At 71.9% G+C, this 21,408-nt stretch carries 15 protein-coding genes; 10 read left to right on the top strand and 5 right to left on the bottom strand.

What is annotated here, in order from left to right:
- The first annotated feature begins 121 nt into the window (after positions 1-121).
- A complete protein-coding gene (locus AB0G15_RS01610) occupies positions 122-1,888 on the top strand; it encodes a serine protease (protein WP_362834443.1) in 1,767 nt (588 codons plus the stop codon).
- Positions 1,889-1,963: 75 nt separating this feature from the next.
- Here the strand turns inward: AB0G15_RS01610 and AB0G15_RS01605 are convergent, their stop codons facing one another.
- Positions 1,964-3,712 (bottom strand): CHAP domain-containing protein, encoded by a 1,749-nt coding sequence (locus AB0G15_RS01605; protein WP_362834442.1) that lies wholly within the window; start codon positions 3,710-3,712, stop codon positions 1,964-1,966.
- Between the two features lie 530 nt (positions 3,713-4,242).
- Here AB0G15_RS01605 and AB0G15_RS01600 point away from each other — a divergent pair.
- Together AB0G15_RS01600 and AB0G15_RS01595 are read left to right on the top strand one after the other, a co-directional pair.
- Positions 4,243-4,452 (top strand): DUF5999 family protein, encoded by a 210-nt coding sequence (locus tag AB0G15_RS01600; RefSeq protein ID WP_362834441.1) that lies wholly within the window; start codon positions 4,243-4,245, stop codon positions 4,450-4,452.
- A gap of 142 nt (positions 4,453-4,594) precedes the next feature.
- The gene (locus AB0G15_RS01595; RefSeq protein ID WP_362834440.1) at positions 4,595-5,014 is read left to right on the top strand and encodes an ATP-binding protein; all 420 of its coding nucleotides are present in this window, start codon (positions 4,595-4,597) and stop codon (positions 5,012-5,014) included.
- A gap of 374 nt (positions 5,015-5,388) precedes the next feature.
- On the opposite strand, the gene AB0G15_RS01590 is transcribed toward AB0G15_RS01595, so the two are convergent.
- The 3 genes from AB0G15_RS01590 to AB0G15_RS01580 form a co-directional block, all read right to left on the bottom strand.
- Positions 5,389-7,770: a LuxR C-terminal-related transcriptional regulator gene (locus tag AB0G15_RS01590; protein ID WP_362834439.1), complete on the bottom strand. Its 2,382-nt coding sequence runs from the start codon at positions 7,768-7,770 to the stop codon at positions 5,389-5,391.
- A gap of 237 nt (positions 7,771-8,007) precedes the next feature.
- The gene (locus AB0G15_RS01585) at positions 8,008-10,269 is read right to left on the bottom strand and encodes a protein kinase (RefSeq protein ID WP_362834438.1); all 2,262 of its coding nucleotides are present in this window, start codon (positions 10,267-10,269) and stop codon (positions 8,008-8,010) included.
- Between the two features lie 201 nt (positions 10,270-10,470).
- On the bottom strand, positions 10,471-11,733 hold the full coding sequence (locus tag AB0G15_RS01580) for a serine hydrolase domain-containing protein (protein ID WP_362834437.1): 1,263 nt from the start codon (positions 11,731-11,733) through the stop codon (positions 10,471-10,473).
- 280 nt (positions 11,734-12,013) lie between these two features.
- On the opposite strand from AB0G15_RS01580, the gene AB0G15_RS01575 reads away from it, so the two are divergent.
- The 4 genes from AB0G15_RS01575 to AB0G15_RS01560 all read left to right on the top strand — a co-directional run bounded on the left by AB0G15_RS01575 (position 12,014) and on the right by AB0G15_RS01560 (position 16,444).
- Positions 12,014-13,252, top strand: coding sequence for an ROK family transcriptional regulator (locus AB0G15_RS01575; RefSeq protein ID WP_362834436.1), 1,239 nt, complete (start codon positions 12,014-12,016; stop codon positions 13,250-13,252).
- A gap of 119 nt (positions 13,253-13,371) precedes the next feature.
- Entirely contained in the window at positions 13,372-14,787 is a 1,416-nt protein-coding gene (locus AB0G15_RS01570; RefSeq protein ID WP_362834435.1) for an aldehyde dehydrogenase family protein, read from the top strand.
- Positions 14,757-15,416, top strand: coding sequence for a ThuA domain-containing protein (locus tag AB0G15_RS01565; protein ID WP_362834434.1), 660 nt, complete (start codon positions 14,757-14,759; stop codon positions 15,414-15,416). Before AB0G15_RS01570 ends, AB0G15_RS01565 begins: the two co-directional genes overlap by 31 nt.
- A gap of 29 nt (positions 15,417-15,445) precedes the next feature.
- Positions 15,446-16,444 carry a hydroxyacid dehydrogenase gene (locus AB0G15_RS01560; protein ID WP_362834433.1) on the top strand — a complete coding sequence of 333 codons (999 nt, stop codon included), beginning with the start codon at positions 15,446-15,448 and terminating at the stop codon, positions 16,442-16,444.
- 138 nt (positions 16,445-16,582) lie between these two features.
- Here the strand turns inward: AB0G15_RS01560 and AB0G15_RS01555 are convergent, their stop codons facing one another.
- Entirely contained in the window at positions 16,583-17,968 is a 1,386-nt protein-coding gene (locus AB0G15_RS01555; RefSeq protein ID WP_362834432.1) for a GH1 family beta-glucosidase, read from the bottom strand.
- A 690-nt stretch (positions 17,969-18,658) separates the two neighbouring features.
- Here AB0G15_RS01555 and AB0G15_RS01550 point away from each other — a divergent pair.
- The 3 genes from AB0G15_RS01550 to AB0G15_RS01540 are packed head-to-tail and all read left to right on the top strand — an operon-like array spanning position 18,659 to position 20,962.
- On the top strand, positions 18,659-19,324 hold the full coding sequence (locus AB0G15_RS01550) for a hypothetical protein (RefSeq protein ID WP_362834431.1): 666 nt from the start codon (positions 18,659-18,661) through the stop codon (positions 19,322-19,324).
- Positions 19,305-20,540, top strand: coding sequence for an N-6 DNA methylase (locus AB0G15_RS01545; RefSeq protein ID WP_362834430.1), 1,236 nt, complete (start codon positions 19,305-19,307; stop codon positions 20,538-20,540). Before AB0G15_RS01550 ends, AB0G15_RS01545 begins: the two co-directional genes overlap by 20 nt.
- Entirely contained in the window at positions 20,453-20,962 is a 510-nt protein-coding gene (locus AB0G15_RS01540) for an N-6 DNA methylase (RefSeq protein ID WP_362834429.1), read from the top strand. Before AB0G15_RS01545 ends, AB0G15_RS01540 begins: the two co-directional genes overlap by 88 nt.
- Positions 20,963-21,408 lie beyond the last annotated feature (446 nt).

The following is a 21,408-nucleotide window of genomic DNA, read 5'->3' as shown; positions in this document are numbered from 1 at the left end:
GGAGCGGGCCTCCGCCCCGTGCCGCCGGGAACGCCGTCGGTGTCCCAGTCGCTTCCAAGTCCTCCCCAAGCGGCCTCCGCCATGCTCTCGCCCGGGAAGCGAGTTTGGGGAGAGTGCGAAGATGTGGGGAAGAATCAGCGCCGTCGCGGGCCTGGTGCTGGCGAGCACGCTGGCCCTGCCGGGCACCGCGGCGGCGAAGCCGAAGGAGGTCGACGTCCCCGTCGGGACGTGGCTGGCGGCCAGGACGCATCCGGCCGTCCAGCTGACCTCGGTGTCCTACACGGCCGACGTGGCCGTGCCGACGCCCGAGGCGAACCTGGAGGCGATCAGGACCCTGACCCAGCAGGGGGTCGACGCCGTGCAGAGCGGCAAGATCTCCTCCGACGAGAACAGCATCTACCGCTGGGTCGTCCAGCAGATGGCCAAGGATCCGGGCCGTTACTTCTCGCCCGGCGGGCGGGAACGGGTCGTCGAGGCGACGGCGGGCGGGCTGTGCACCGGCTGGTGGGTCACGCCGGACGGTTACATGGTCACCGCGGCGCACTGCGTCGGCCAGGAGGAGACCGAGCTGGCGCGGACCTTCGCGGCCCAGGCCCTCACGAAGATCAACGAGAAGGACGCCGCCGACCTGGTGGCCGACCTCGGTGAGATCGCCTCCGACGAGGAGATCCTCAGGACGGCGACGAAGATCTTCCAGGTCTGGAACGCGGACAACATCAAGATCCGCAACGTCAAGAGCTCGCTCTCGCTGTTGCAGAGCCTGCCGGGCGGCGGTGTCGACAAGACCACCAAGACGGTGCCGATCGAGCTGGTCGCCAAGGGCACCGTCTACCCGGGCAAGGACGTCGCGATCCTCAAGGCCAACGGGCAGAGCAACCTGCCGACCGTGCCGCTGGGCGAGGACTCCGACGTGCGCGTCGGCGACACCCTCTACATCAGCGGATTCCCCGGTACGGTGACGCAGACCTCGATCTTCAACCTGGAGTCCAAGCTCGATCCGGCGTTCACCGAGGGCCCCTACAACGCCGCCCGCCAGACCCCCGAGGGGGTGCCGTACATCCAGACCCAGGCGCCCTCCTACCCGGGCAACTCGGGCGGTCCGGTGTTCAGCAAGGACGGCAGGGTCATCGGCATCCTCGTCGGCGGCCTGATCCAGCAGGACGGCGGCTCCACCGAGGGTGAGAGCTTCGTGCTGCCGGTCAGCATCGTCAAGGAGAAGCTGAACGAGAAGAACATCAAGCCGGCCGAGTCGTCGACGACGAAGGCCTACAACGAGGCGCTCGACCTGTTCTTCCAGAACCGGTACTCCGACGCGCTGCCCAAGTTCCGCGAGACGCAGGCGCTGCAGCCGAACCACCCGTACGTCGCCAAGTACGTCAGCGACTCCCAGCAGGCCATCACCGCCGGCAAGGACGAGAGCGGCACGCCGATCCTGCCGTGGCTGCTGTGGGGCGGCGGTGGCCTGATCACCCTGTTCGTGATCGGTACGCTCGCCTCGGTCGCCCGGGGCAGGCGCCGCGCCAATGGGCCGGCCTCGTTCCCGCCCGTTCCGTACGGTGCGCAGCCCGGCCACCCGGCGCAGGCTTACTCGGGCCAGTACGGCCGGCCGCCCTACGGGCAGCAGGAGCCGTACGGTGCGCCGCAGCACCACCGGCAGCGGGCGCCCTACCCGCTCCCGGCCGCGTCCGAGGACACCCGGGCAGTCCACCCGCACTCGCCCTACGGCCCGCCGCAGCCCCAGCGGGGCCCGGGGGGTCCCGGGAGTCCGGGTGGGCCGGGAGGCCCGGGGGGTTCGGGGGGCCCGGGGGCCAACACCCGGATCGCCGGGCTGGAGGCGGAGCTGGAGCAACTGCGCCGCACCATGGGGCGCCCGCCCGAGCGGCGCTGAGCGGGCTCGCCCCGACGAGGCCGGGACGGCTTCCCGGAAGGGGCCGGCTGTACTGACCACAGAGGTCGAGGACGGCTAGACCAGCGCCTCCGCCCGGCGGCGTCCCCGGTAGCCGCTGTGAACCAGGATGTCGCCCGGCTCGGTGGGCGGCGCGGCAGAGCGGGCCGTGATGGCCGGACCGGCCGGATCGCCCTGACCTGTCCGGGCCGCTGGGATGGGAGCGGCGGCTCTGGGCTCGGTGACCGGGCGGGCGGCCGGGGCGAAGCGGGCGGACGCGGTGGGACGGACAGGACGGGCGGAACGGGCGGGGACGACCGGGATGGCGGTGGTGACCATCGGGTCGGCCCGGCGGTGGCGGCGGCCGCGCGGCGGGGAGTCCTGGACCAAGGTCGACGACTCCACCACGGCATGCTCGTGCAGGCGACGCCTGCCCCGGTAGGGGGCGCGGGGGCGGTCGTCGCGACGGTCCGGCACGCGGGGCTCCTCGACGTGGGCGACGGAGGTCGTGACCGAGGGGAACACGGTGCTCGAGGCCGGGGCGAACGTGCTCTCGGGAACGGGTTCCCGAGAGGTGACGGACCCCCGGGCCGGGGCGGGCGCGTTCGCGGGGGTGTGGGAGCCGGGCCTGTGGGGTGCGGTGAAGAGGTTCTCGGCTTCGGGGGAGACAAGGCTCTCCACGAGGTCGCGGGCCGGGGGCGGTGCGTACGAGAGGTCGCGTGCGGGGGCGTTCCTGGGCATGCGGCGGCGGCCGGGGGCGCGGCGGCGGCCCGGGGTCCTGCGGGGCGAGGGGGAGAGGGAGAGAGCCGGGGCGGTACGCCCCGAGGCGGTCGCGAGGAGCCGTACCCTCGACTGCCGGGCCTTGCCGTGCGCGAGGATCGCGACCGCGGCGAGCAGAACCGGCGCGAGTACGGCGGGGGTGTCGAACCCCGGGGCGGGCGTGGCGAGGTCGCGGACGGTGGCGGTGGGCGTGACGGCGAGCGCGCTGGTGCCGGCGGTGGAGGCCTTGGCGTGCTTGCCGGGCGAGGTGCGGCCGGCGGAGGCCGGTGCCTGGGTCCTGGCCGGCGCCTTCGCGGTCGTCCGGTCGCTCCGCGGGGCGCTCGGGGCGGGGTTCCCCCCGGACACGGTCCTGCCGTCGTTCCCGGCGGCGGCCTTGACGTCCCCGCCGTCCTTCCCGGCCTTGCCGGTCGTCCCGGCGTGCTTGGGGGCGGGCTCGGGCCTGCCCGGCCCGGCGGGCGCGCGGGTCTCCCGCGCGGGTACGGGGGCGGGGAGTACGGCGAGCAGGTCGAGTCCTGGACCGATCACCACCGCGTTGTCCCCGGCCGCGTCGGCGGGCTTGACGAGTGTCTGCTTCTCGGTCGCCTCCCGGTCCAGCCGGGCCTTGATCTTCTCCGGGTACCCGTAGCCGACGACCTTGCCGGTGTCGCGCTCCTTGCGCTTGGCGATCCCGCCGTCGATGTTGCCCTCGATCGTGTGGATCCTGCCCCCCTCGACCCCGGTGACGATCCCGACGTGGTCGATGTGGTCGATCCTGTTCGAGCCGCTCCAGTCGAAGAAGACGATGGCCCCCGGCTTGGGGACGGTGCTCCAGGCGTCCTGCTGCCGGAACCACTGGGCGTGGTGGACGGTGTAGGCGAACTGGCCGATCCACTCCTGGTAGCCGAGCTTCTCCGCCGCCCACGACAGGTACATGTCACACCAGGGGGCGGCGGTGTAGTCGGCGTCGAACTCGACGTTCTTGCCGTACCAGTCACCGAACTTGGTGTAGCCGCCACTCTTCTCGGAGTATCCGAGCTGGCTCTCCAGCAGCTCGACGAACTTGCGCATCTCAGGTGTCATTGAGGATTTCGGGGGACCCCCGGCGGCCGTGCGGGCATGGTCGCTCCGCCTCGCGACCTGGCCACCGGGAGACGAGGTTGAGCGACGGCGCGTTCACGCGAGCCCACCGGGGGTGTGGAGGGACGCGTGTGGCGGCACCACTGGCCAGTTGTCTTCCGTGACGAGGGAGGTTACCCGGCCCCAAGGACAGGTCACGACAGGCTAAAGGGAGCGTCAAGTCGCTCGATGTCACGTATGTGGCCAAAAGACGACGTCAGGGAGGGTTACGGATGATCTCCGATGGTAAACCGTCCGGTAAAAAGATCTACCGGATCGCCGCGACCGGGGCCTGGACCGCCGTATCCGCCCCGTTCGATCTTGCCGATCGTTCTTTGCGTCGGCGTCCGGTTTCTTTACCTTTCGGCGAAATGGGTAGACATATAGGTATTTACCCCGCTATGCACGTATGGGCGCTGAGAGATGCTGGTCACACCAGGAAAGGCTCAACAGCAACCAGCGAAGGTTAAAAGGTACGAGCCATGTGTCAACACCAGCCGCGCTGCCCAGTCGCAAGCGCACCCGATCACGAAGCCGCGTCCCTCGTGGCCTTCCACCCCGAGCAGGGGTGGGGCCTGCTCTGCAACGGCGTGGTGGTCTTCGAAGACACCGGAGCGCTCCTGCCTGACGGTCGCAGCACTCCCGTCCACGGCATGCCTCTGCACCGCGTCTCCTTGGGGCAGGCGGCATGATCCCGTCACGTGTGCCCGCCGGATCGGGACCGGACACGCCATGCGGGCGGACGGCCCCGCGGCGGCCCGAGGTCCCCGGCGGCGGACGCGCGTGCGAACCACGTCCGGCCGAGGCAACCGCCGACCACGTAGGTGAACGCTCATGAACGCTCTTCTCGCAACGCCGTACGGCCTGGAGACGTCGTGCTCCTTCGCACCCGAGTCGGCGTCCGTGCCCCAGGCACGCCATCTGACCCGCGCCTGCCTGGCGGACTGGGGACTGCACGAGGAGCACAGTACGGTTGCCGAGCTGCTCGTCAGCGAGCTGATGACCAACGCGCTGCGCCACTCGCGAGGAACCATCAGGTTCGCCCTCTCCTTCCAGGACGGCCTGCTGCGCTGCGAGGTCGAGGACGCGGACCCGGACTCCCGCCTGCCCCGCGTGTGCCGGGCACGCGACGACGAGGAGCGGGGACGAGGGCTGCACCTGCTCGAGCTCCTGTCCTGCTGCTGGGGCAGTGCCCGTACGACCGACGGCAAGGCCGTCTGGTTCGAGCTCGTCGCGAACGCCCCCGAGGCCTGAGCGCGAGGTCGATCGACGCGCCGCCTCCGCGACGGCCGGCCACCGGGCCGGTCGTACACGCCGAGAGCCGGCCGCGCGAGACCGGCCGCGCGAGACCGGCCGCACGCGCCGCCCCGGAGAACCGCCCGGAGGCCCCGGCCGTGAAAGCCCGGCCGCGCCGCCCCGGGCGCACAGAATCGCACAACCCCGGCCACGGGCCGCAGGACCACCGCCCCGGGCCCCCGCCCGGCCCTCCGAGGGCCGGCGCCACAGACCACCTCCGAAGGCCGGAGCCGAGTTCCCCGACCCGGTTCCAGCCGGGCGCCGGAGCCGACGGGATCATCGCACTCGTCGGCTCCGGCGTCCTAGCTTGAGCGCCGTCTCCGTCCTGCCCGTCAGGCGTCGGGCGTGCGGTTCCCGCTCGCGTTCCGGATGCGCTCGCCGGTCCAGACGGCTATCTGGGCCCGGGAGTGGAAGCCGAGCTTGGTCATGATGTGCTCGATGTGACCTTCCGCGGTGCGCTGGGCGATCGTCAGCGAGGCCGCGATCTCCTTGTTGCTCAGCCCCTGGGCGACGAGCTTGGCGATCTCCGTCTCCCTGCGGGTCAGCGGCGACGGCTCCTCGGCCTCGCCGGAGGGCTCGCCGCGGGGCGCCTCCTCTTCGAGGGCGAAGGCGAAGGCCTCGTCGCACCGCATCTTCGAGCCCTGCCTGACCAAGGTGTCGAAGGCCTGCTTTCCGAGAGCCTCGCGCGTGCGCTCCTCGCACTCGTCGTGGTAGCGCGTCAGGTGCCCGTAACCGGACAGCGGTGCCCCGATCACCTGCCAGGCCGTCTCCAGCACCCCCAGCAACCTGGCCGCTCGCCGGTGGTCGCCGTCCGCGGCGGCGATCCAGGCCAGCACCTCCACGTTGACGCCGACGCCCAGAAGGTCGTCGAGTGAGCGGTTGAACCTCAGGCTCTCCTTCTCCAGCTCCGTGGCGCGCGGGGCGTCGCCCTGGCACCAGACCCCGACGCCGAGCGCCATCATCGCGTACGCCCGGTGCCAGCCCTCCTCGTGGGCGTCGCACAGCGCGATGCACTTCTCGCCGGCGGAGACGGCGCTCGGCCAGTCGCCCCGGAAGGAGTAGGCGAGGCAGAGCCGGACGAGCGCCAGCGCCTGGCCCGCCGGGTCGTCGTCGGCGCGGTGGCGCGTCACCGCCTCCTCGTACAGGCTGATCGCGAGATCGACGTCCCCCCGGAACATGGCGATCATCCCCGAGTAGAGCGCGACGTAGGCCAGGATCGGCTCTTGCCCGGGACGCCCGCCGAGTTTCCTGGCCTCCTCCAGCATCGTCGTGGCGGAGACGATGTCGGCCTGGATGACGGCCAGCCAGCTGTTGGACCACAGCGCGCGGCCCCGGACCTCGTCGGAGCCGGTACCGCACAGGAGGCTCAGGTCCAGCCAGTGGCGCCCCTCCCTGAGGTAGTGGCTCGTGGTCCAGTGGTAGAGCAGGTCGGTGGCCATGACCAGAGCGGCGGAGGTCTCCCCGGCCTCGCCGAAGCAGTACTCCAGCGCGGTGCGCAGGTTGGCGTGGTCGAGGTTCAACCTGCCCAGCCAGGACACCTGGCGCGGGCCGAACCGCTCCGCGTACGCCTCCGCCGCCAGCCGCCGGTAGTGGTCGCGGTGCAGCCGCTGCAGGGCGTTCTCCTGCCCCGAGGCCACGAGCCTCTCCCTGCCGTACTGCCTGATCGTCTCCAGCAGCCGGTAGCGGGTCACCGCGGACGTCGAGGGAAGGTCCTCCCGGATCAGGATCGACTTGCCCACGAGCCCGATCACCAGGTGGACCACCTCCTGGCGGTCGATGCCGTCCCCCGAGCAGACCGCCTCGGCCGCCTCGAGGTCCAGGCCGTCGGTGAACACCGAGACGCGCTCCCACAGCAGCCGCTCCTTCTCGGTGCACAGGGCGTAGCTCCAGTCGATCAGCGCGCGCAGCGTCTGCTGGCGGGGCAGCGTCGCGGGCGAGCCGCCGGTGAGCAGTCGGAACCGGTTGTCCAGCCGGGCCAGCAGTTCCTCGGGGGACAGGGCGCGCAGCCGCACGACCGCCAGCTCGATCGCGAGCGGGATGCCGTCCAGCCGGCGGCAGATCTCCTCCACCGCGGACCGGTTGGCCTCGGTGAGCGCGAAGTCCGGCAGGACGGCGGTGGCCCGTTCGGTGAACAGGCGTACCGCCTCCGACCGGGCCGCCGGCTCCGCGGGCGGCCCGCCGCCGGAGCCCGGTGGCGGCGGCAGCGGCAGGGTGGGCACGACCAGTGTCTGCTCGCCGGAGATGCCCAGCGCCTGCCGGCCGGTGGCGAGGATCCTCAGGGAGGGGGCCGCGCGGACGAGGGTTCCCGCCAGTACGGCGCAGGCCCGCAGGAGATGCTCGCAGTTGTCGAGGATCAGCAGAGCCCGCTTCTCCCGCAGGTGGTCGATGAGCACCTCCACGGGGGGCCGGTGGGAGACGTCCCTGATCGCCAGGGCCTCGTTCACCGAATCGGTGAGCAGCTCCGGGTTCTCCAGCCCGGCGAGCTCGACCAGCCACACCCCGTCGGGAAACGCCCGCTGGACGTCGGCGGCGACGCGCAGGGCCAGCCGGGTCTTGCCGACCCCGCCGGGGCCGGTGAGGGTCACCACGCGTGCCCCGGACAGCAGGCGCTTGACCTCGGCCATCTCGTGCCGACGCCCCACGAAACTGGTCACCTCGGGGGGCAGATCCGTCGCCTGCCACCGCTTCGGGGCGGCCGATGCCACCTCATCCATCAGTGCCTCACGCCGGCTTCGGCAAGCGGATCGCCGTATGTCCGGATCCCGCCGGCACAATCCACACTATGTGCAGGCCGTTTCCCCGCGCGTGTCCCCCGGCCCGGGTCCCGTGACCCGGGCAGGCGCCGGCGGGGGCGTGGACCGGTGGCCCGCCCCGGGCCGGGGGTTCCGCCGGCAGGCGGGTCCGGTCCGGTGGTGGTCGCCGCTCACCGGGCAGGCGCGGTCTCGATCACCTCACAGGACGCCGTCGAGGAGGCCGCCCAGGTCGATGTCCACCAGGGCGGGCCCGTTCCCGGGAGGGCTCTCCGAGTCCCGGGGTTCGCGCGGGCCCGGGTCCGTGCTCGTGTCCGGGGCCGGCCCCGTGTCCGGGCCTGTCTCCGGGGTCGGTCCGGTGTCCGGGCCCGTCTCCGGGGTCGTTTCCGGACCCGGGTCCGGGTCCGGGTTCGTGCCCGGGCCGGGGGCGCAGGGGGGCAGGTCGATCCGGACTTTCCGGGTGGGGAAGTCGCCCGTGGGGTCGGTGTTGAGCACCACCACCCGCGTGGCGTGCCCCCCGCACCGGGGCAGGGCGGCGAACCTCCCGGTCACCTCCCGCTCGTATTCGGTGTCGCCGGACAGCTCCAGCTCCCGCATGCTCCTGGTCAACGTCTCCCGCGTGTCCCCGATCGTCTGGACGAACCCGATCCGCACGGTCACCGGCCAGGTGCTGGGAGCCTTCACCCGGAAGCCGACCGTGGTGCCGTCGAAGGAGGTGATCGAGACCGTGGACGGCGCGCACGTCTCGCCGCTGACCCTCTCCGTGAGGCTGACCGCCCCGCCCGGGGAACGGGGCACGGTGGAGACCGTGACCCGGCGGTAGAGGGTCTGCTCGCAGGCGGGGACGGTGAAGTCGTGCGGGACGGTGTGGGAGTAGGTCTTCAGCCCGCCGATCACCGAGGTGCGCGGGACCGCCCGGCCGAGCCGGTCGGGATCGGGCCCCTCGGCGAAGGTGACGGTCACCGCCACCTTTCCCGTGGTGGAGGCCCGGAAGCCGATCGTGGTCCCGAGCGAGTCGATTCCCACGATCCTCAGGCCGCTGACCGTGTGCACGGGCCCCGGTGCCCCCGTTCCGGTGGGTTCCGGTGCCGGCGATCGGGTGGATGTGGGTACGGGCGCGGGCGGGCGGGTGGGGGCGGCGGTTCGCGAGCGTGTGGGCATCGGGGGCGGCGGCTGCGAGCCGGTCGGCGAGGGAGGCGAGGGAGGAGCGGTGGGCGGGGAGACCCTCGTCCGGGTGGGCACCGGTGACGGGGGCGAGGTGATCTGGCCGGGGTTCACGCCGTTCGAGGAGGATCCGGGCCTTCTGGCGGCGGTACTTCCCGAGGGACGGGCCGGCCCGGCGGAGGGGTCGGGAGGCGCCGACACCTGGCTCCGCCGCCGCTGCGCGGGGGTCTCCTCGATCATCGCGGAACTGGGCGGCGGGGTGAAGATCGTGTCGGCGGAGAGCCGGTCCTGCGGCCGGTTGGCCGCGATCACACCTGCGGTCATCGCGACGGTGATCACCCCCAGCCCGGCCAGGGTCCTGGGGCCCAGCCGGGGGCGGCGCGCCCGCCCCACCCGGCCGAGTACCGTCTGGGCGACCGAGGAGGCGGCCTTCGGCGCGGGCTTGGCCAGCGGGAACGCCAGTGCCAGCAGCGTGGCGAGCTCGGCCAGGTGCCGCCGCCCGCGCTGCTCCCACTCCGGCCCGTACGCCGCCAGCGCCGCCGCCTCCAGCTCCTCCAGGAACGCCCGCGCGCTCTGCGGCCGGTTCGCCGGGTTCTTGGCCATGCCCCGCGTGACCAGTCCGCGTACCGAGCCGGGGACCCCCTCCACCGGGATCGCCTCGTGCCGGTGGCGGTGCATCAGCACGAGGCGGTGGTCGGCCAGGTAGGGCCTGCGCCCGGTGAGGCACTCGAAGAACACGCATGTGGCCGCGTAGACGTCGGTCGCCGCGCTCGCCGGCGCCCCCTCCCACTGCTCGGGCGCCATGTAGGCCGGGGTGCCGGCGGTCATCCCGGCCTCCCCGACGTGGGCGGCGATGCCGAAGTCGGCCAGCTTGCTGCCCCCGTCGGCCTGGATCAGCACGTTCTCCGGCTTGTAGTCGCGGTGCACGACGCCGGCGGCGTGCGCGAAGGCCAGGCCGAGCAGCGAGCCCTTGAGCACGGTCAGCGCCGCCTCCGGGCTCGTGCTGCCGTGCTCGGACAGGATCCGCCTGAGCGCGACCCCGTCGACCAGCTCCATCACGATCGCGGCTTCGAGCACGTCCTCGTAGTACTCGTAGAGCTGGACCACGTTCGGGTCCTGCAGCTCCACCATGACGCGCGCCTCCGCGCGGAAGCGCGCCAGGAAGCGGTGATCGTCCTTGAGGGTCGCGTTGAGGTATTTGATGGCCACGTAGGCGCCGGTGGGGGCGTACGTGGCCAGCACCACGCGCCCGCCTCCGCCGACGCCGAGTTCCCGAACCTCGCGGTATCCCGGAACCATCCCGTCCCCTTCCGAGTGCCGTCGACTTGTTCGACGGTCTCACCCCTGTGGTTGGTTGTCACGGTTGGTTAACTTTCGCGAAGGGTGACGCTGGGGCCATGCTCGATAGCCGATCGTGCCCGGGCGGCGGGCGGCGGGCGGCGGGCGGCGGGCGGCGGGCGGCGGGCCGGGGAGGCCGGGGAGGCCGGGGATCGGCGGGGGTCAGCGGGCCGGGTGGGCGCCGGGGAGCGACTCGTAGACGGCCTCGGCCAGGCGGTAGGCGCGCAGGTTTCCCGAGGCGGCGCCCGCCATCCTGTTCATCGTGTACGCAAGGCCCAGGCCGTGCTCGACGTCGCCGAGGCCCAGCGACCCGCCCATTCCGGTGTGGCCGAACGCGGTCTCCGCGCCTCTCGCGGGGGTGAGGAAGGTCAGCGCCGGGCGCATGTAGCCCAGGCCGAAGGAGCTGTCGAGGAACAGCACCCTGTCCGGGCCGTTCACCCTCCTGCGCGTCGCGCCGCGCAGGGTCTCCGGGCGCAGGATCCGCCCGGCCACCAGGTCGCGGTAGAAACCCGCCAGGCCCCGCGCGGTGGTGACGGCGCCCATCGCGGGCCAGCCCGCGCGCAGCACGACCGGGTGGTTGGCGCCGCCCCGCAGCCGGTGGATCGGCGGGTTGCCCAGGGCCCGGTTCAGCAGGCTGTCCTTGTCGAGCGAGGCCCTGGCCATCTCGTAGACCGGGTCTCCCGGCCCCTGTCCCGGCAGCTTTGGCGCCGTGGGTTCCACGGGCGAGGCGGCGGGCGGGGCGGCGGGGGGAGCGGGGCGATCCCCGGCGGACAGCCGGGCCGCCCGCGCCGCCACGTCGTCCGGGGCGCCGACCCAGAGCTCCAGGCCGAGGGGGCCGGAGATCTCGGTGGCCACGATCTCGCTCACGGACTTGCCCGACACCCTGCGGACCACCTCGCCGACCAGGAACCCGTACGTCAGCGCGTGGTATCCGTGCGCGGTGCCCGGCTCCCAGATCGGCTCCTGCCCGGCCAGCCGGTCCGCGATGGCGGCCTGGTCCTCGAACTCCTCGACGGGGACCTGCTCCTCGATCACGGGCAGCCCCACCTGGTGGGTGAGGAGATGCTCGACGGTGACGCGCTCCTTGCCGCGCCGCGCGAACTCCGGCCAGACGTCCGCGACCGGGGCGGTGACGTCGAGCAGGCCGCGTTCGGCCAGCAGCTGCGCGACCGTCGCGGTGATCGCCTTGGTGCACGAGTACGCCAGCACGGGGGTGTCGCGCTCCCAGGCCCGCCCGCTGCGGCGGTCGGCGACCCCGCCCCACAGCTCCACGACCGGCTCGCCGTCCAGGAATACCGCGAACGCCGCGCCCAGCTCCTCGCCGCCGGCGAAGTGCGCGTCGAACACCTCCCGTACCCGCGAGAAGCGTGGGTCGCAGTGCCCGTACGTCCCCACACGACCCTCGGTCCCGCCGTCTGCCGCCATCGCCCGTCCTCGCCCGTCCCCGTGCTCTGGAGTGAGCACTTGCTTGGTGGCCGAGCCTAACAACCGGAGCCGTCGGGGCCCAGGAGACCAGGGGTTCCCCGCCCGCCGGCCTCACGGTGCCGCCGGGCATGGCGACGCGCGGCGCGACCTGGGAAACTCTCCTCACGCGCGATACGGGCGGGCCGTGCCCCGCCAGGTGGGAGCGTGGCAGAAAAGCCAGGTCCGGCAGTGACTAGAGTAGTTGTACTAACACCTGAAATTAATTCCCCGGGGGAGAAGCATGAGCCGTCCACAGCGGGGGACCCTTCGTGACGTGCGCAAGGGCAACCGGTCCGTGGTCCTGTGGACGCTGTACTTCGCCGGCGAGCTGAGCAGGCACGACCTGGCCCAGCTCACCGGGCTCAGCGCCGCCACGGTCAGCAACGTGATCGGCGACCTCATCACGGACGGCATCGTGGTGGAGACCGGTTCCGTCGACTCCGACGGCGGGCGACCGCGGATCATGCTCAAGGTCGATCCCTCGTACGGATACGTGGTCGGGGTGGGCGTCGGGGAGACGCGCGTCCGCGTGGAGCTGTACGACCTGGCGATGGAGGAGCGGGCGAGGAAGGAGTTCGCCCTCGACCCCAGCCATCACGAACCGGCCGTGGTGGCCCGGCACATCCTCGACGGTCTCCAGGCGGTCCTGTCCGACGCCGGAGTCACCGAGTCCGAGGTGCTCGGCATGGGCCTCGGCGTCCCCGGCGTCGCCGAGCAGGGCTCCGACCTGCTCATCCACGCCCGCGCGTTCGGCTGGGACGGCGTACCCCTGGGCGCGCTCATCCGCGAGGGCACCTCGCTCCCGGTCTTCGCCGACAACGGCGTCAAGACGACGGGCCAGGCCGAGCTCTGGTTCGGCGCGGGCAAGGGCGCCCAGCACCTGGTCATGACCTTCATCGGTACGGGAGCCGGGGCGAGCATCATCAACGGCGGCGTCACCTACCGGGGAACGGCGAGCGGCGCGGGCGAGTGGGGCCACACGAAGATCGTCCTCGACGGGCGCCCCTGCCGCTGCGGCGGCCAGGGCTGCCTGGAGGCCTACATCGGCGCCGAGGCGATCCTGGCCGGCGCGGGAAGGGACCTGGGGGGTGACGACGAGGAGAGGGTCTTCGCCGAACTCCTCGCCGACCCGCTGGCGCAGCCCGCGCTCGACGAGGCCGTCCGCTGCCTGGGGGCCGGGCTGGCCAACCTGATCAACCTCTTCAACCCCGAGCGCATCATCCTCGGCGGCTGGGCCGGATCCCTCCTCGGGCGGAGGTTCCTTCCCGAGATCCGCGCCGCCGCCGCCCGGTACGCCCTGCCCCTGCCCTTCTCGCAGGCGTCGATCGAGCTGGGCAGGCTCGGAGCCGAGGCGGTCGCCCTGGGCGCGGCCACCCTGGTCGTCGAGGACTTCCTGCTGCGCAGCCACGCGGTGCGCCCCGCGGGCCGCGTCACGCCCCCGCCCCCGACCCCGGCGGCGGCCGGGCACGCACCCGTCTGACCTCGGGGACGAGGCGCCGCGACCGCCCTCACGGTGTCCCCGGGACTGTTGACGCCGCCTCCGTTCAGCACTTATTTTGCATTCTGTACTAAGAGTGATGATGAAGTTAGGGGATGGCTGTGGGCAGGTTGTACATCGACGGGACGTTCCATGATGCCTCCTCGGGAGGCGCCGCCCCCGTGCACGAGAAGGCGACCGGCGCGCGGATCGGCACGTACGCGCTGGGAGGTCCCGCCGACGTCGACCGGGCCGTCGCCGCCGCCCGTGCCGCGCAGCCCGCCTGGGCGGCCCTCTCGGCGCCCGAGCGGGCCGGATACCTGCGGGCCCTCGCCGAGCACCTCCAGGGCCGCTACGAGGAGCTGGTCGAGCTGAGCGTGCGCGAGACGGGCGGGGTGCGGGCCAAGGCCGAGGACGAGGTGGGCACGAGCATCCGCCAGCTCCTCATCTCGTCGGTCCAGGCGACCGAGAACGCCGGGGACATCCTGCCCCCGTACAAGGCGGGCAAGCTCTCGCTGTCGCGCGCGGTGCCGCTGGGCGTGATCGGCGTCATCACGCCGTGGAACTACCCGATGAACCTCGCCATGCGGATGGTCGCGCCCGGCCTGGCGTTCGGCAACACCATCGTGCTCAAGCCCGCCGAGCTGACCCCGCTGATCGGCGGCCACGTGCTGGCCGAGGCCGCCGAGGCCGTCGGGCTGCCCGCCGGGGTGTTCAACGTGGTCACCGGGGACGGTCCGGAGGCCGGCTGGGCACTGGCCGAGCACCGGGGGCTGGACCTGCTGGACTTCACCGGCTCTCGTGAGGTCGGCCTGCTCGTCGCGGCCTCCGCGGCCACCGACCTGCGCGCGATCCGCCTGGAGCTGGGCGGCGACAACGCCTTCATCGTCCTGGAGGACGCCGACGTCGAGCTGGCCGCCTCCCACGCCATGATCGCCTCGCTGGAGTTCCAGGGGCAGACGTGCATCAGCTCCAGCCGGCACATCGTCGTGCGCGAGGTCGCCGACCGCTACCTGGAGGCCGTGACCAGGCGGGTCGAGGCGCTGCGCCTGGGCGACCCGATGTCGCCGGACACCGACCTGGGGCCGCTGATCAGCGAGGGCCAGCGGGACCGGCTGCACGAGCGGATCGTCGCGCCCTCGATCGCGAAGGGCGCCCGGCTGGTCACCGGCGGCACCTACCACGGGCTGTTCTACCGCCCCACCGTGCTGGCCGACGTGACCCCGGACATGCCCGCGTTCACCGAGGAGATCTTCGGGCCGGTCATCCCGGTGACGGTGGTGGACTCCGAGGACGAGGCCGTCGAGCTGGCCAACCGGCACCCGATGATGATGGACTCGGTGTTCACCGCCGACCTGATGCGCGGCATGGACGTGGCCGAGCGGCTGCGGGCGGGCGAGGTCCACGTCAACGACGCGCACGCCCGTCACGGGGCGGAGAACCAGATGCCGGGCTTCACCAGGCGCCAGTGGATCGGGGTCCAGCGCACCCCGCTCACCCTGCCCGAGTGGGCGAGCGACCCGGCCGGCCGGCGATGAGGAGGGCGCTGGTCGTCCGCGGCGGCTGGGAGGGACACGTCCCCGTCGAGGCGACCGGGCTGTTCGTCCCCGAGCTGGCCGCCGCGGGCTTCGAGGTGACCGTCGCCGACGACCTGGAGGTCTACGCCGACGGGCCGCTGCTGGCCGGGACCGACCTGATCGTGCAGTGCTGGACGGGCGGCGTCCTGACGGCGGAACAGGAGGCGGGACTGGTGTCCGCGGTCCGCGCGGGCACCGGCTTCGCCGGCTGGCACGGCGGCCTGGTGGCGACCTTCGACGGCAGCCACGACTACCTGCGGATGGTCGGCGGGCTCTTCCTGCACCACCCCGCGGACTTCCTCACCTACGACGTCGTCATCGACCCCGCGCACGCCGGCCACCCGATCGTCGCCGGGCTGGACGACTTCACCGTCGAGACCGAGCAGTACTGGATGCTCACCGACGCCCACAACGAGGTCCTCGCCAGCACCCGGTTCGTCTCCCCGGAGACCCCGATGCCCGTCGTCTGGACCCGCCGGTGGGGGAGGGGGAAGGTCTTCTTCTCCGCCGTCGGCCACCGGCTGGAGGACCTGCGGCACCCCACCGTGTACGAGCTCACCCGGCGGGGCCTGATCTGGGCCGGCCGGTGACCGCCGGCCCGCCGTCGGTGGTGCCGGCGATGTATCCGGGACTGCCCGCCCGTCTGTTCCCCCCCGGCGTCGCCGACCGCCTCCGCGCGGTCGCCGAGGCCGACCTGGCGGCGCCGCTCACCGACTTCGGGACCGACGAGGCGCGGGCGCGCCTGGAGCGGGCGGAGGTCCTGGTCACCGGCTGGGGCTGCCCGCTCATCGACGAGCCCGTGCTGCGGCACGCGCCGCGCCTGCGGGCCGTCGTGCACGCGGCGGGGAGCGTCAAGGGCCACGTCGGCCGGGCCGTGTTCGCCCGGGGGATCCCGGTCAGCTCGGCCGCCTCGGCCAACGCCCTGCCGGTCGCCGAGTACACCGTGGCGATGATCCTGCTCACCGGCAAGTCCGTCCTGGCGCTCGCCCGCGAGTACCGGGACAGGAGGGAGGACCTTCGCCTGTACCAGGGGCGGGACGACCACGGCGACTACGGGGACTACGGCAACTACGGCAGGACGGTCGGCCTGGTCGGGGCCTCCAGGATCGGCCGGAGGGTCGCGGAACTGCTCGCCCCCTTCGACCTGGACGTGCTGATCGCCGATCCGTACCTGGACGTCCGGGGCGCGCGGGCGCTCGGCGCCCGCCTGGTCGGGGTCGACGAGCTGTTCGCCGCCGCCGACATCGTCTCCCTGCACGCCCCCGCCACCGACGCCACGACGGGGATGGTCACCGCGGCCCGCCTGGCCGCGATGCGCGACGGCGCGACGCTCGTCAACACCGCCAGGGGCTCCCTGGTGGACCACGGGGCGCTCGTCGCCGAGCTGGTCACCGGCAGGCTGTCGGCGGTGCTCGACGTGACCGAGCCCGAGGTCGTCCCCGCCGACTCGGTGCTGTGGGACCTGCCCAACGTCATCCTCACCCCGCACGTCGCCGGGGCGCTGGGCAACGAGCTGGCCAGGCTGGGGGCGTACGCGGTGGAGGAGGTGCTCCTGGCGCTGGCGGGCCGGCCGCTGCGCCACCCGGTGGACCCGGAACTGCTGGCGATCACCGCGTGACGTGGGAGGGGCGGCCCCTCGGGACCGCCCCGGCGCCGGCCGCGGTGACCGGCCGTACGAGGTGGCGGGCGCGGATGCTCCCCGCCCCCTTGCCGGGGCGGGGAGCATCCGCGTTCGGTGATGTCGGGGATTCCCGGGTCAGATCCCGTTCCTGCCGATGACCCCGCTGTACCACAGGGCGCTGTCCTTGGGGATGCGCGTCTGGGTGTCGTAGTCGACGTGGACCAGCCCGAACCGCTTGTCGTAGCCGTAGGCCCACTCGAAGTTGTCCATCAGCGACCAGGCCAGGTAGCCGCGCAGGTCGGCTCCCTCCTGGATCGCCTGGTGGGCGGCGAGCAGGTGGGTGCGCAGGTAGTCGACGCGCTCGGCGTCGGCCACCCTGCCGTCCTCGGCGGAGTCGGGGTAGGCGGCACCGTTCTCGGTGATCATCAGCGGGGTGGACGGGTAGTCCCGCGCCAGCCGCACGAGGAGCCTGCGCAGGCCGTCCGCCTCGACGGGCCAGCCCATGGCGGTCACCGGCAGGCCGGGGTCGGGGTGCTCGACGCCTTCGGTGCCGGGGAAGCGGTCGGAGGAGGGCGTGCCGACCCTCGCCGCGACGTAGGTCGGCGCGTAGTAGTTGACCCCCAGGAAGTCGATCGGGGCGCCGATGAGCTCCTCGTCGCCGTCGAGGATGTGGTCCAGGCCGGTGAAGCGGGCCGTGTGCTCCAGCATGTCGGCCGGGTAGCGCCCGTTCACGATGGGGTCGAGGAAGATCCGGTTGTGCAGGCCGTCGACGAGCCTGGCCGCCGCGAGGTCGTGCCGGTCCTGCGGGTCGCGGGGGGACACCGGGGTGAGGTTGACCGTGACCGAGACCTCCCCGGCGCCCGCCGCGCGCAGGGCACGGGCCGCCAGGCCGTGGCCGAGCAGCAGGTGGTGCGCAGCGAGGAAGGCCGAGGCCGGCTCGGCGCGGCCGGGAGCCTGGTCGCGGGTGCCGTACCCGAGGAAGGCCGAGCACCACGGCTCGTTGAGGGTGGTCCAGGTTTTGATCCGGTCTCCGAGCCGGTCGTACACCGCCTCCGCGTACCCGGCGAAGTGGTGGGCGGTGTCCCGCACGGTCCACCCGCCCCCGTCCTCCAGGGTCTGCGGCAGGTCCCAGTGGTACAGCGTGGCCATCGGGTCGATCCCGGCGGCCAGCAGGGTGTCCACCAGCCGGTCGTAGAAGTCGAGGCCGCGGGGGTTCACCGGCCCGGTGCCGTCGGGCTTGACCCGGGGCCAGGAGATGGAGAAGCGGTAGGTGTCGACGCCGAGGTCCCTCATGAGGGCCACGTCCTCGGCGTAGCGGTGGTAGTGGTCACAGGCGACGTCGCCGGTCTGCCCGAGGTGTACCCGGCCGGGCGTCCTGGAGAAGGTGTCCCAGATGGAGGGGGTGCGGCCGTCCTCCGCGGTGGCGCCCTCGATCTGGTAGGCGGCGGTGGCGACCCCCCAGCGGAAAGCGGGCGGGAACAGGGCCAGGCCGGTGCCGGTCCGGTCGTCGGTCTGGGTCATCCCTTGATCGCTCCTTGCGTGGTTACGCGGATGTGTCGCCTGGCGAGCAGCGCCGGGACGACGATCGGTGGCCGGGCACCGGGGCAGCGTACAGCCGGTGCCCAGCCGATGCTCTCTGCGCATCGAGTCACCTTCCCGCGCTTTGTCAGCGCTCACGAGGAGTGGTGACCGCTCAACTTCGAGGCTTAATTCATATTGAAATATAAGGGGCAAAGCTCCGTCTGCGTCAAGATGGTGTTATCGAGTCGTTTCCCAGGTTACGGACAGTGCCGATCCGTGCCGGAGGGGCTTCGGGCCTCCTGCGAGGCCCGCCTCTCGGGAGCCGGGTCCTGTCGCGGTCCACGAAAGATCACGGCCGTAGGGCGCGTCGCGGGGTCGGAGTTCTGTCAGGCGCGGAGCGGTCGCCTCCGTCGTGGGCGATCTGGAGGACCTTCTCCCGGAAATCTCCGTGAGAGGGGTTAACAGTTTTTGTACTGCATTGCGCTTGCGGGTCGGCAGGTACGGAGATATCGCCGTCCGCGACAGGGAGATCTTCGGGACGCCAGGCCCGCCCAGGGCGGCGATAGCCCGAGCCGACGTGGGAAAAGCCGTGCCCCGGGCGGCATGCGAAGCAGAGGCGGACCCGGGGCTTACACGTCCACTCTACCCGGCGCCGCCGGCCCCCAACGGTTGATCCCAGAGAGAGCGGTCGTGACCTCCGAATTGCCTGAATGGTTTCAGCGGGTGTTCTCCACGCCGCGTTTCACGCCCTACCTCGACGTCTCCGGACGAAATGTCATGCGGGCTTGGCAGCTGTACCACTGGAACGTCGAGGTGTCGGAGGCCTTCTACGGTCCCCTGCACTGCCTGGAGACAGGGCTGCGGAACGCGGAGCATGACCAGCTCCGCGCCCGCTACGGCCGGGCCGACTGGTGGGGGGTGGCACCGCTGCGGAATCATGACGTCTGCAAGATCGCCAAAGCCCGGGAGGACCTGGATCGCAGAAGTCGTAGAAGCGGCATTCCTTTCACGGCCGACGACGTGCTCGCCGAACTGCCGTTCGGCTTCTGGGTGCCGCTCCTGAGCCAGGCCTACGACCGGCACTTCTGGGTGCCGGCGCTGCACAGGGCCTTCCCGCACTATTCGGGCCGTCGCGGCGAACTGCGCGACAACCTCCAGGCGATGGTGCTGTTCCGTAACAGGATCATGCACCACGAGCCCATCCACCATCGGCACCTGGCGGCCGATCACGCCAAGATCTATCGTCTTCTCGGCTACCTGGAACCCGAGGTCGCGCCATGGCTGCGGCGATTCGACCGGGTGCCTGAGATCCTCGCCCGGAGGCCGAAGGAGGACCATGGCGACGAACAGGCCTGACGGCTATGTGTCCCGGTCCGACATAGCCCGGCTGGCGGAGGTGCGACGTCCGGCCGTGACCAACTGGGAACGCCGTCACCGCGACTTCCCCTCGCCCGTCTCGATCGGCGGCGAGGAGCTTTTCGAGAGGTCGGTCATCGGCGCCTTGCTCGATCGCCGCGTGATCGCGAGCAACGCGCTCATGGTCGGAGAACCGGCCGGTTCCACATACGGCACTCGTTTTCGTCGGAACCTGGCCATGCGTTCCGACGAGGAGAGGCCCGTGCCCGTGCCCGCACCTTCCGGCGCGCCTCCCGGTCCTTCCGACGAGGAAGACGTCCTGTGGGAGAAGCTCATGAGGCTGCGCGGCCCCGTGGACCCGGCCCAGTACCGGGATCTTGTACTCATCCTCGTCTATCTGCGTGTGCGGAGGGGCGGCAGCTGGGACGCGGTCACACGTGATCTCCGGGAAGGGCACGGCCCGATTGCCCTGGCACGCCTGAGCGCAGAGGTCGAAGCGGTCCTGCCGAACCAATGGATGCTCGACTGGTCTGGCTTCGGGACGCTCAACCGGTCCGGTCGCAGGCTCGCCGGCATCGCCGACGCGGTCGATCAGGCGGTCGGCCGACGCGGGGGCGCGGAGGTCTTCCACGGGCTGCTGGGACACTTCGCGCTACTGGAAGGTCGCAAAAGCGGAAATTTCCATACACCGGACTCTGTGGTACGCGCACTGGTCGAGGTTCTGTCACCGGACCTGCCACAAGCGATTCACGACCCGGCCTGCGGGACGGGCGAACTGCTCGTCGCAGCGGCGGCCCGTGTCCGGGAGGCGAGCGGCCGGCCGCCTTCCTCGGTACGCGGCGAGACTTCCGACGGGCGAACTCTCACGCTGGCCGGGATGAACCTCACGCTCCACGGAGTGGACGCCGACCTCGCCACTCGTCCGGTTCACGAACTCTGGAATCCGTATCCCCGGTCGCGATTCGAGTACGTCGTCACCAACCCGCCCTTCAACATGGGCGACTGGTACCCCGGCGACCCTGACCGCGGATGGTGGCCCTATGGGGCACCGCCTGCCCACAACGCGAACTTCGCCTGGTTGCAGCACGCGGTCGCCTGCTCGCGCGGGGAGGACGCGCGGCCGTCGTCATGGCACCCAACGCCGCCTACTCCGAGAACGAGCGAGAACGGGCGATCCGCGCGGGCATGGTGGAGGGCGGCTGCGTCGAAGGGGTGATCGCGTTACCACCCCAGCTTTTCTCCTCGACGGCCGTCGCCGTCACCATCTGGCTGCTGACGCCTCCGACCGAGTCGCGCGAGGAGGTCTTCTTCGTCGACGCCTCGCACACGGGGCGGATGGTCACCCGTACCCGGCGGGCACTCGGTGCCGACGACATCCGGGAGATCGGTGACATCGTCGCCCGCCGGCGGCGCGGTGAGGAACCGGACTCCGCGCCGGCCGCGTCCGTACCGATCAGGGACATTCGTGATCAGGACTACAACCTGAATCCCCGCAAACACGTCATGCCGCTTCCGGCGGCCGTGTCCGGCGACGGGCGGACGGTCGAAGCCCTGCTGAGGAAACTCGACGACCTGCACGTACGGGCGGTGGAGGCGGACACGAGAGCCGAATACGAGCTGAGGAGGCTCGGATGGTGAGTTCACTCATCGGGGAACTGCCTGACGGCTGGACCGAGGTCAGGCTCGAGGAGATCTGCGAGCTGAAGGCGGGATCCTCCACCCCGGCGGACTCCGGCGGTCCCGTCGCCGTGATGAAGCCGAGGAACATCGCCGACGACAGATTCACCGGGATCCCCGACGGGATCGGTGAGGAGGCCGCCGCGAAACTGCCTTCCTACCGGCTCATGGCCGGAGACGTCGTGTGCGTACGAACCGGGGGTGTCGGCAAGCACGCCCTGGTAACGGCGGAACAGGAAGGGTGGGTGATCGGTACGGGAATCATCAGACTTCGCCCCGGCCCATCGGTCGACCCGTCTTACCTCAGTCACTACCTGAGCCATCCATCTGTTCAGAACTGGTTCGCCCGCAACGGCACGGGAACAGCCGTGCCCAACATCAGCACCAGAGCGCTGGGTGCGCTTCCC

It is taken from the genome of Streptosporangium sp. NPDC023825 (assembly GCF_040639575.1).
Taxonomy (GTDB): domain Bacteria; phylum Actinomycetota; class Actinomycetes; order Streptosporangiales; family Streptosporangiaceae; genus Streptosporangium.
Note: the sequence above shows the minus strand (reverse complement) of the source record. Positions and strands in the feature narration are given on the sequence as shown.

Excerpts from the sequence above, each read along its gene's own strand:
- AB0G15_RS01575 (WP_362834436.1), top strand. The coding sequence starts at position 12,014 with ATGAGCCGTCCACAGCGGGGGACCCTTCGTGACGTGCGCAAGGGCAAC.
- AB0G15_RS01590 (WP_362834439.1), bottom strand. The coding sequence starts at position 7,770 with ATGGATGAGGTGGCATCGGCCGCCCCGAAGCGGTGGCAGGCGACGGAT.
- AB0G15_RS01585 (WP_362834438.1), bottom strand. The coding sequence starts at position 10,269 with ATGGTTCCGGGATACCGCGAGGTTCGGGAACTCGGCGTCGGCGGAGGC.
- AB0G15_RS01540 (WP_362834429.1), top strand. The coding sequence starts at position 20,453 with ATGGCACCCAACGCCGCCTACTCCGAGAACGAGCGAGAACGGGCGATC.
- AB0G15_RS01560 (WP_362834433.1), top strand. The coding sequence starts at position 15,446 with ATGTATCCGGGACTGCCCGCCCGTCTGTTCCCCCCCGGCGTCGCCGAC.
- AB0G15_RS01605 (WP_362834442.1), bottom strand. The coding sequence starts at position 3,712 with ATGCGCAAGTTCGTCGAGCTGCTGGAGAGCCAGCTCGGATACTCCGAG.
- AB0G15_RS01610 (WP_362834443.1), top strand. The coding sequence starts at position 122 with ATGTGGGGAAGAATCAGCGCCGTCGCGGGCCTGGTGCTGGCGAGCACG.
- AB0G15_RS01555 (WP_362834432.1), bottom strand. The coding sequence starts at position 17,968 with ATGACCCAGACCGACGACCGGACCGGCACCGGCCTGGCCCTGTTCCCG.
- AB0G15_RS01600 (WP_362834441.1), top strand. The coding sequence starts at position 4,243 with ATGTGTCAACACCAGCCGCGCTGCCCAGTCGCAAGCGCACCCGATCAC.
- AB0G15_RS01545 (WP_362834430.1), top strand. The coding sequence starts at position 19,305 with ATGGCGACGAACAGGCCTGACGGCTATGTGTCCCGGTCCGACATAGCC.
- AB0G15_RS01580 (WP_362834437.1), bottom strand. The coding sequence starts at position 11,733 with ATGGCGGCAGACGGCGGGACCGAGGGTCGTGTGGGGACGTACGGGCAC.
- AB0G15_RS01595 (WP_362834440.1), top strand. The coding sequence starts at position 4,595 with ATGAACGCTCTTCTCGCAACGCCGTACGGCCTGGAGACGTCGTGCTCC.